This window comes from Micromonospora sp. CB01531 (genome assembly GCF_001905095.1).
Taxonomy (GTDB): domain Bacteria; phylum Actinomycetota; class Actinomycetes; order Mycobacteriales; family Micromonosporaceae; genus Micromonospora.
The window spans coordinates 45,710-54,426 of sequence record NZ_LWLS01000103.1 but is presented as its reverse complement, the minus strand read 5'-3'; the positions used below and the strand labels follow the sequence as shown (position 1 = coordinate 54,426).

7 protein-coding genes are annotated in these 8,717 nt (G+C 73.4%); 3 read left to right on the top strand and 4 right to left on the bottom strand.

Annotated features, from left to right (window positions below; all coding sequences use genetic code 11):
• Nucleotides 1-176 precede the first annotated feature (176 nt).
• A complete protein-coding gene (locus tag A6A27_RS31450) occupies nucleotides 177-1,502 on the top strand; it encodes a hypothetical protein (protein WP_073838277.1) in 1,326 nt (441 codons plus the stop codon).
• A 112-nt stretch (nucleotides 1,503-1,614) separates the two neighbouring features.
• On the opposite strand, the gene A6A27_RS46400 is transcribed toward A6A27_RS31450, so the two are convergent.
• From A6A27_RS46400 to A6A27_RS31430, 3 genes are all read right to left on the bottom strand, one after another.
• The gene (locus tag A6A27_RS46400) at nucleotides 1,615-3,600 is read right to left on the bottom strand and encodes a PucR family transcriptional regulator (RefSeq protein WP_241825534.1); all 1,986 of its coding nucleotides are present in this window, start codon (nucleotides 3,598-3,600) and stop codon (nucleotides 1,615-1,617) included.
• Nucleotides 3,601-3,747: 147 nt separating this feature from the next.
• On the bottom strand, nucleotides 3,748-4,557 hold the full coding sequence (locus A6A27_RS31435; protein ID WP_143194267.1) for a TrmH family RNA methyltransferase: 810 nt from the start codon (nucleotides 4,555-4,557) through the stop codon (nucleotides 3,748-3,750).
• Between the two features lie 98 nt (nucleotides 4,558-4,655).
• Nucleotides 4,656-5,213 (bottom strand): dihydrofolate reductase family protein, encoded by a 558-nt coding sequence (locus A6A27_RS31430; RefSeq protein ID WP_073838271.1) that lies wholly within the window; start codon nucleotides 5,211-5,213, stop codon nucleotides 4,656-4,658.
• Nucleotides 5,214-5,342: 129 nt separating this feature from the next.
• Here A6A27_RS31430 and A6A27_RS31425 point away from each other — a divergent pair, with 129 nt between their 5' ends.
• A complete protein-coding gene (locus A6A27_RS31425; protein WP_073838270.1) occupies nucleotides 5,343-5,945 on the top strand; it encodes a dTMP kinase in 603 nt (200 codons plus the stop codon).
• Nucleotides 5,946-5,963: 18 nt separating this feature from the next.
• Nucleotides 5,964-6,389 carry a GNAT family N-acetyltransferase gene (locus A6A27_RS31420; RefSeq protein ID WP_073838269.1) on the top strand — a complete coding sequence of 142 codons (426 nt, stop codon included), beginning with the start codon at nucleotides 5,964-5,966 and terminating at the stop codon, nucleotides 6,387-6,389.
• 53 nt (nucleotides 6,390-6,442) lie between these two features.
• Here A6A27_RS31420 and A6A27_RS31415 read toward each other — a convergent pair whose 3' ends face one another.
• A complete protein-coding gene (locus tag A6A27_RS31415) occupies nucleotides 6,443-8,647 on the bottom strand; it encodes a transglycosylase domain-containing protein (protein ID WP_083673016.1) in 2,205 nt (734 codons plus the stop codon).
• Nucleotides 8,648-8,717 lie beyond the last annotated feature (70 nt).

Here is an 8,717-nt window from a genome sequence, read left to right as displayed (position 1 = left end):
GCTCTGGCCGGCGCCCACGCGCCGGTGAAACCAGCCTCGATGACGGAGGAACCCTACCGCCACGAACATTCGCGACGGCAGGGACGCCCGAGAAGGGCGGTGTCTCATGACCCAACGGACTACTGAGACACGCTGTAGTATGGCGTGTGCCCAACGAGAACGAGCAGCTCCGGCGGATGGACGCCTTTACCTTCCCGTCCTACTCGATCGACTTCGCCACCGGCGAGGCGTTGTTCGACTACGCTCTCACCGGCCCGGAGGGCGAGCAGCGGTTCACCGAGGTGATCACCTTTCCGCTGCCGGCCGAGCCGGTGTCGGACGAGACCGCCGCCACCGTCAACCGGGTCCTGGACCTGCTGCACATCGTCGCCGGGGTCAGCTACTACAAGGCCGCCGCACCGCACCGGCTGGTGCTGCCGGCGCCGCTGGGTGCGGCGGCCGTCGAGCTGGTCACCGCCGTCTACACCAAGGGCCTCGCCGAGTACGCGTACCGCAACCAACTCCCGCACGTGCTGGAGCTGCGCCCGGAGGTGCCGGCCGGCGATGTCACCCCACCTCGGGTGTACGACGACTCGGACCGGCGCCCGCTCTGCGCGGTCGGCGGCGGCAAGGACTCCATCGTCAGCCTGGAGGCGCTGCGCCGGGCCGGCTTCGACCCGGTGCCCTTCTCGGTCAACCCCAACCACGTCATCGTCTCGGTCAACGAGGCGTCCGATCTGGTGCCGCTGGCTGCCCGGCGGCGGATCGACCCGGTGCTGTTCGACCTCAACGCGGCCGGCGCGCGCAACGGGCACATCCCGGTCACCGCGATCAACTCGCTGATCGCGGTCGCCACCGCCGTGCTGCACGGTCTCGGTCCGGTGGTGATGTCCAACGAGCGCTCGGCGTCCGACCCGAACCTGGTCTGGCAGGGGCACGAGATCAACCACCAGTGGTCCAAGGGCGTCGAGGCGGAGGGGTTGCTGCGGGCGGCCCTCGCCGAGTACGCCGGGCTCTCCGAGCCGTATTTCTCGCTGCTGCGGTCGCTGTCGGAGCTGCACATCGCCCGGCTCTTCGCCGAGATCGACCGGTACGACGCCGTGGTGACCAGCTGCAACGCCGCGTTCAAGCTGCGCGACGCGAGCGAACGCTGGTGCCGGAACTGCCCGAAGTGCCGGTTCGTCTTCCTGGCCATGGCGCCGTTCATGCCCCGGGAGCGGCTCACGAAGATCTTCGGCGGCGACCTGCTCGCCGACGAGGCGCAGATCCCCGGCTACCGCGAGCTGCTCGGCGTGGACGGGCACAAGCCGTTCGAGTGCGTCGGGGAGGTCGAGGAGTCGGTGGTGGCGCTCGGCCTGCTCGCCGAGCAGGACCAGTGGCGCGATGCCCCGGTGGTACGGGCCCTGGTGGCGGCGGTGCCCGACACCGCCTGGTCGACCGCGGCCACCTCGGACGTCTTCACCCCGGCCGGCCCCACCTTCGTCCCCCCCGCCTACGCCAAGGCCCTGACCACCCTCGCCTGACCCCGACCTCACCCGCGCGCCGCCCGTCGGCGTTGATCATGAGGTTGGCTGGACGGTTTGTCCGATCCGCCGCCGCCAACCTCATGATCAACACCTCCCCGGGTGGCAGGGGTTAGGGGGTGCGGACGGCGTCTAGGGCCAGCAGGGCGACGTGGAGGGAGAGGCACGCCTCGACCGAGTCGAGGTCGACGTCGAGGATCCGGCCGATCCGGGCCAGCCGCTCGTAGAACGCCGGCCGGGACAGGTGCGCCGCAGCGGCCGCCGCCGACTTGTTCCGGCCCTGTTCCAGGTACGCCCGCAGGGTGCCGAGCAACTGCTCCCTGGGATGCCGGGCGTCGTACGCAAGCAGCGCGCCGAGTTCCCGTTCCACGAAGGTCTGCAGGCGCGGCTCGTCCCGCAGCAGGTGCAGCAGGCCGGCCAGGCCGACGTGCGGCAGCCGGAAGATCGGCAGGTCCCGCCGGTCGCGCCGGGCCGCGTCAGCGATCTGCCGCCCCTCGACCAGCGAGCGGCCCGCCTCCCGCAGGCTGGCCACACCCGATCCGGCGGCGATGATCACGGGTGCCGGACCGGCCACCCGCGGCGGGACCGGGGTCGACCGGGGCGAGCCGTCGCCACCGCGGGACGCGCCGACGGCGACGGGACGGGCGGCCGCGTCCACCGGGCGCGGGGCGGGCCGGGGGCCCGGCGGGCGGGCCGGGGTGGCGTCGAGGCGTACCCGGCGGAGCGCGGCGGCGAACGCGGCGAGCGCCTTCTCCTCGGCGGCCGGGTCGGCGAGGGCGAGCAGCACGCCCACCGCCTGGTCGTCGACGGCACTGGTCAGGGCGGTGAGCTTGGCTTCCCGGAGGGCCTGGCCGACCGACTCGGCGAGGTCGCGCAGCCGGGCCAGGCCGGCGTCCGGGCCCGGCTCACCGGCCTCCGCTGCGTCGTCGGTCCGGTACCGCACCACGACGCCGACCAGGTGGCGGCGGTCCAGCGTCACGCCGAGCGCCTTGGCCCGCAGCGCGACCTCGTCGACCGGACGGGAGTGGTCGATCAACGCGGTGAGCAGGGTCCGGTGGATCTGCCGTTCCAGCCCCTCGGCGTCCCGCCGGATCAGCCGGCCGAGGGCGAGGGTGGAGGCGGCCCGCTCGACGAGGATGGTGAGCCGGGTGGGCGGGGTCCCCGGCCCGACCGGGGCGACGTCCCGGCCCGCCGGTGCAGGCCACCCCGCCACCGGTGCGGCACCGGACCCGGGGATCACGTCGGCGGGCGCCGGGTCCGTCCCGGGCGCGTCCTCACGCTGCGGGCCGTCCGGCCGCCCGGCGTCGGTCCCGTCGACCGGCGGCGCGTCGTCGGTCGCCACCAGCCGGTCGGGGCCGTCGGTGGTCAGCTCGCCGCCGGCCGGCCAGCGCAGCAGCAGCCGCCCCCAGTCCTCGCCCCGGGCCCCCACGGTGGTGACCAGCCACCCGCTGTCCGGGTCGTATGCGGTCCGCCCGGCGGGACGGATCCGCCGCGAGTGCTGCTCCCAGCCGTCGAGCAGCAGCTCGGCGCTCTCCCCCGCCGGGTCGTACGCGAGCACCCGTCGGGAGAGGTTCTCCAGCACCACCGGGCACCCGGACAGCTCGGCGGCCTGCCGCACCACCTCTTCCGGGCCGGCGCCCTCCACCGAGAGTTCGGTGAACCGCTGATGGATCTCCTCGGTGGCCCGCAGCTCGGTGAGCTGGGCGTCCACGATCAGCGCGTGCACCGCCTCGGTGATCCGGACGAACGGGGTGGCCCGGCGCAGCTCGACCAGGGGCAGCCCGCGCCGCTCGGCGGCGGCTGCCATCACCCGGGGCACCCCGCTGATGTAGCGGCGACCGAGCTCGACCACGAGCCCGGAGACCCCGACGTCGGCCAGATCACCGATGAACGCGCGCAGTCCCGCGTCGTCCGCGGGCAGCCCGATGCCGGTGGTGAGCACGAGTTCCCCACCACCGAGCAGGGTGGCGATGTCCGGCACCTCGGCCACGTGCACCCAGCGGACCGGCCGGTCCAGGCCCGCGTCGCCCGCGACCAGGCGCGGGGCGCCGTGGCGTACCGGCACCAGGGCGAGGACTTCACGGACGGTAGGGAACACGGGCGACACGCTACCCTGCGTCACCGCCGATCTCGAGTACCGGTTGTCTGCCCGGCCGCCGGCCGTGTCGCGGGGGCCCAGGGCGACCATGACCAGCCGAAAAGGGCAGGTCCCCCTGGGGGCGGGCGGCACCCGGCCGGCCCCGGGTCACAGCGGGTCATCACGGCCCAGTTCCCAGCAGGCCACTGCGGTGGCTGCGGCGACGTTGAGCGAGTCCACCCCGCGCCGCATCGGGATCACCACCCGCACGTCGCTGGCGGCCATGGCGGCCCGGGTCAGCCCGGCGCCCTCGGCGCCCATCAGCAACGCCGCCCGGGTCCGCTGGCCGGCGTCCAGCCGCTGAATCGGCACCGCGTCCGGCGCGGGCGTCATCGCCAGCACCGTGAAACCCGCCGCCCGGACCTGGGCGAGGCCGTCCGGCCAGGGCTCCAGCTTTGCGTACGGGATGGCGAAGACCTCACCCATGCTGACCCGGACGCTGCGCCGGTAGAGCGGGTCGGCGCAGGTCGGGGAGAGCAGCACGGCGTCCACGCCGAGCGCGGCCACGGCCCGGAAGATCGCCCCGAGGTTGGTGTGGTTGTTGACGTCCTCCAGGATCACCACCCGGCGGGCGTCGGCCAGCACCTCGGCGGCGGCGGGCAGCGGCTTGCGGTGGAACGAGGCGAGCACCCCCCGGTGCACGTGGAAGCCGGTGGCGCGCTGCAGCACCTCCGGGGTGGCCGCGTAGACGGGGGTGTCGCCGGTGTCGAGGTCGGCGAGCTGGTCGACCCGCTTGGCGTCGACCAGGTACGACCGGGCCGGGTAGCCGGCCCGCAGCGCCCGCCGCAGCACCAGCTCCCCCTCGGCGATGAACAGGCCGTGCGGGGGCTCCCAGCGGGTCCGCAGCTCCACGTCGGTCAGCGCGCGGTAGTCGGCGATCCGGTCGTCGTCGGGGTCGGTGATCTCGTGGACGGGCACCGGACGATTGTGCCTGGCCGGCGCGCGGGCCCCGGGTACCGGGCAGCTGCCGCCAGCCGTTCTCGGGTGGTGGGCGGCCCGCGGCCGCCCCACCCACCTCACGCCCGCACGTAGCGCAGCAGCACCGACCGGCCGTCGAAGCCCCGAGTCTCGATCAGCCGCAGGTCGAGCCGGTCCTTGTCGGGGAAGACCGGGGTGCCGCCGCCGAGCACCACCGGGTGCACGACCACCTGGTACTCGTCGATGAGGCCCAGGCCGGTCAGCGCGGCCGCGGCAGCGGAGCCTCCGGTGAGCAGCAGGTCCTTGCCGGGTGGGGCCTTCAGCTCGGCGATCTCGGTGGCGAGGTCGCGGCCGATCACCCGGGCGTCGTACTCGGCGCTCTCCAGGCTCCGCGAGATGACGATCTTCGGGGTACGCCGCCAGATTGGGGCGAAGCGCAGGTTGTGCGGATCCTGGGAAATCTGCTCCGCGCGCGGCCAGTACCAGGACATCAACCCCCACACCTTGCGGCCGTAGAGAAAGGCGTCAGCCCGGTCGCACAGTTCGAGGGAGTACGCCGAGAGCTCCGGTGCCATGACCGGCCAGTCGAATTCGCCGTTCGGTCCCTCGATGAAGCCGTCGACGGACTGGTGCACCCAGTAGACGAGCTTGCGCATGGTGTCCTCCTGCTCGGTGGCGCCCGGCGGGCGCGCTCACGGGTGGGTCGGCGCCGCCGGATGGGATCCGACACCCCGCGCGGATTTTTTTCCGACCGAAGTTGCGCCCGGCGGCTACCGTGCCGACCCGTGGCCCGTTCCGTGATGATCGCCCTGGTCGGGATCGACGGCTCCGGCAAGAGCACCCAGGCCCGAGCGCTCGCCCGCCGGCTGACCGCCCGAGGCGTGCCGGCGGCCTACTTCGAGAACGCGGGCGGGCGGCCGCTGTGGAACCGGCTCGCCCGGACGCTGGGCCGCCCGGACGGGGTGGCGCTGTTCGGCCGTACCCTCTATCCGGCGCTGGAGGCGGCGGTCCGCGCGGTCGCGATGGCCCGCACGGTGCTGGTCAGCCGGCTGACCGGGCGGACGGCGGTGCTGGACCGGTGGACCTGGTGCCAGTATGTGATCATGGCGGCCCGCGGCGACCGGGGGCGGCGGGCGGTCCGGGCGGTGTACCGGATCTTTCCGCGACCGACGGTGGTCTGCTTCCTGGCGACCGCGCCGGAGGTCGCCCGGCGGCGGGTCATGGCCCGTGGCATCGACACCGAGGAGCAGGGCCACCTGCGCGCGCTGGACGCCGCCTACCGGGCACTGCCCGAGTTCGGGTCGTTCGTGGTGGTCGACGGCGACGGCGACCCGGACGAGGTCGCGGCGGTGCTGGACCGGATGGTGTCGCCCCTGCTCCGCTGCTGACCGGGCTAGATTCCGAAGGTGGAGTACCACCTGGTCGACCGGCTGCCCACGGTCGAGGAGTTCGTCGCCGTCACCACCGCCGTCGGCTGGATCGAGGCGTACGACCCGGCGGCCATCCCGGCCTCGCTGGCCGCCTCGCTGCACGGGGTGGTGGCGGTCGAGGGCGACCGGGTGATCGGGGTCGGCCGGCTGATCGGCGACGGCGCGATCTACTACTACCTGCAGGACCTCGCCGTGGTGCCGGAACGGCAGCGGCGCGGGGTGGGCGCGGCGATCCTCGGCCGGCTGGAGGAGTGGATCGCCGGCCGGGCCTCGTCCCGCACCTTCGTCGGCCTGTTCGCCACCGGGGAGTCGGTCAGCCTCTACCGCCGCTTCGGCTACGCCGTCCACGACGAGATGACCGGCATGTTCCGCGTCGGCCCCGCCAAGCGGGCTGAGCGGTAAGGAGGGGCTCCCGGTCAACGCCTCCGGCGGAGCCGGGGCCCCGTCCTGACCGCTCAGCCGCGGCCGCGGCCCTGGAGCCAGCGCAGGAGGTCCTGCGGGATGCCCTGGTCCTGCTGCTGTCGCTGCTGCGGCTGCGGGCTCGGCTGCGGCCGGGGGCGCTGCGGGTCGCCGGCCAGCTCCTGGCTCGGCGCGGTGAAGTCCTTCACCGGCTTGCCGTTCACCGCCGTCCGGATCACCCGGGCGACCGCGTCGATCACCTTCGCCTGGACCGCCGAGCCGACCAGATCGGTCGAGTCGTCGGGGTTGGCCGCGATGCCCGCGACGGCCACCTGCGGGGTGAACCCGACGAAGGTCTCGGTGGCGTTCTGCTCGGAACTACCGGTCTTGCCGGCGACCGGCCGGCCGACGATCCCGTCCACCGAGGTGGCGGTGCCGCCGTTGCACTGCCCGTACGCGGACTGCTGGCCGACCGGGCAGCGGGCCGCGTCGGTGGCGGCCCGGGCGATGTCGGTGTCCAGGACCTTCCGACAGGACGGCTGGCCGACGTCGACCTTCTCGCCGTTGGCCGCGGTCACCGAGACGACCGGCAGCGGGGAGCAGTACGTCCCCTCGGAGGCCACGGTGGCGTACGCGTTGGCCAGGTCGAGCGGAGTGGTGGCGGCGACGCCCAGGGTGAACGCGCCCCAGTTGGCCGCGTTGTCCCTGGCGAAGGCGGCGTCGGACTCGGCCCGGAAGGTGATGCCGAGCCGCTGCGCCATCTCCACCACCTTGTCCTCGCCGACCTGCTCGGCCAGCCAGACGAAGTACGTGTTCACGGAGCGGCCGAAGCCGTCCCACATCATCCGGTAGCCGTCCATCCACTGCGGGTTGGCGTTGGCCGGGCACCACTTGCCGTCGCAGTTGCCCTCCGCGTCGGAGCCGTAGCGGGTGGGCAGCTTGGCCGGCGCGTCGAAGCCGGTGGCGAGCGGCTTGCCGGCCTCCAGCGCGGCGAGCATGGTGAACAGCTTGAACGTCGACCCCGCCTGGTAGCCGTCGACGCTGGCGCCACCGGAGATCAGCGGGTTGACGGTGTTCGGGTGGTTGGCCTGCCCGGCCGGGTTGTCGGCCAGGCTGTAGTGCCGGTTGACCGCCATGGCGAGCACCCGGCCGGTGCCGGGCTCGACCGCCGCGATCGGCAGGGCACGCTTGTTGTCGTACCCGTAGACGGCGGTGGCCCGCTGCTGCGCGGTCGCCTGGATCTTCGGGTCAAGCGTGGTGATGACCGTGTACCCGCCGCGGCGCAACGCCTGCTCGCGCTCCTTGACGGTGTTGCCGAAGGCCGGCTGGGTCAGCCACCACTGGCGCAGGTAGTCGCAGAAGAAGCCCCAGTCGTCGTGGCCCTGGGAGACCGCGGTGCAGCCGTTGGGCTGGGCGGTCGGGTGCAGGGTAAGCGGCTCCGCCTTGGCCGCGGCGGCCTGCTGCGCGCTGATCGCGTGGGTCGCCACCATCGAGTCGAGCACGTACGCCCGGCGCTGGAGCGCCTTGTCCTTGTTCCCGTCGATCGGGCTGTACTCGTCGGGCGACTGGACCAGGCCGGCGAGCAGGGCCGCCTCGCCCAAGGTCAGGTCGGCGGGTGCCTTGCCGAAGTAGCGCTGGCTGGCCGCGGCAACGCCGTACGCGCCGGAGCCGAAGTAGGCGATGTTGAGGTAGCGGTTGAGGATCTCGTCCTTGCTGAGGGTCTTCTCCAGCGCCGACGCGTACCGGATCTCCTGGATCTTGCGCCCGACGGTCTGCTCGGTGGCCGCCTGCCGCTCCTCGGCCGTGCGGGTGGGGTCGGTCTTGAGCACGTTGCGGACGTACTGCATGGTCAGCGTGGAGCCGCCCTGCTCGGTTCCGCCGCCCTTCACGTTGGCGACCAAGGCGCGGACCATGCCACGCAGATCGGCGCCACCGTGCTGGTAGAAGCGGCGGTCCTCGGCGGCCACGATCGCCTGGCGCATCACCGGAGCGATCTCCGCCAGCGGCACGTCCGTCCGGTTGACGTCGTAGAACGTGGTGATCAGCGTCTTGCCGTCGTTGGCGTAGAGGTAGGAGCGCTGCGGCTGCGCGGGGGTACGCAGCGCGTCGGGCAGCTGCGCGTACGCGCCCAGCACCGACTTGGTGACCAACCCGCCGATCAGATTGCCGGGCAGGGCGGCGACCGCGAGGACGAGCCCGGCGAGGACGCCGGCGAGGAGCACGGTGAACAGGCGCGACAGCGGCGACCGGGGAGACGGCATGGCCACCAGGATTGCCGCAAACACCGCTATCCGACCACCCCGCCAGGCAACTGTCAGTTACCTCACGGCG